Source organism: Mesorhizobium sp. M7A.F.Ca.US.005.03.2.1 (assembly GCF_003997795.1).
Lineage (GTDB): Bacteria > Pseudomonadota > Alphaproteobacteria > Rhizobiales > Rhizobiaceae > Mesorhizobium > Mesorhizobium ciceri.
On the sequence record NZ_RZRP01001463.1, the window covers coordinates 1 to 736 of the forward strand.

Genomic DNA, 736 nt, shown 5'->3' on the forward strand with positions numbered 1-736 from the left:
GTCCAGCCGGGCACCGGCATCACTATCTATCCGATCCAGTCGCCAGCGCTGCAGGCGTTCGATGACCAGCCCGAGCGCTGGATCGACGTGCGCTGGGACATCGATGAGCGCACCAAGGAACGCTTTCCGGCGCGCGTATCGGTCACCGCCATCAACGCGCCGGGGTCACTCGCCGATATAGCGCAGGTGGTTGCCTCGAACGACGCCAACATCCATACGCTGTCGATGGTGCGCACTGCGCCCGACTTCACCGAAATGCTGATCGATCTCGAAGTCTGGGATCTCAAGCACCTCAACCGGCTGCTATCGCAGCTCAAGGACAATTCGAGCGTCAGCGACGCAAGACGCGTCAATGGCTAGACCATGCTCCGGTTTCGGACAACGTCATGGTCAATCAAAAAGAGGCAGACATGAACACCGATGAAGTGCTGGGCATTTTCCGCGAGGCGGGTGCTGTTCTGGAAGGGCATTTCATTTTGACCTCGGGCCTGCGCAGTCCGGTCTTCCTGCAGAAGGCGCGCGTGTTCATGCATGCCGACAAGACCGAGCTTCTGTGCAAGGCGCTGGCGGAGAAGATCCGCGCAGGCGTGCCCGGCAAGATCGACTATGTCGTCGGCCCGGCGATCGGCGGGCTGATCCCGGCCTATGAGACCTCACGTCATCTCGGCGTGCCGGCGATCTGGGTCGAGCGGGAAGGGGGCGAGTTCCGCTTGCGCCGCTTCGAGATCGCCAGGGG

Annotated in this window: 1 protein-coding gene and 1 pseudogene; both read left to right on the plus strand. The window is 62.1% G+C overall.

Annotated features, from left to right (window positions below; all coding sequences use genetic code 11):
- Positions 1-360, plus strand: a 360-nt coding sequence (locus tag EN991_RS38500; protein ID WP_164769777.1) for an ACT domain-containing protein, incomplete at its 5' end; no start/stop codon positions are given.
- A gap of 50 nt (positions 361-410) precedes the next feature.
- A pseudogene (locus EN991_RS38505) lies at positions 411-736 on the plus strand (orotate phosphoribosyltransferase); the annotation flags it as partial.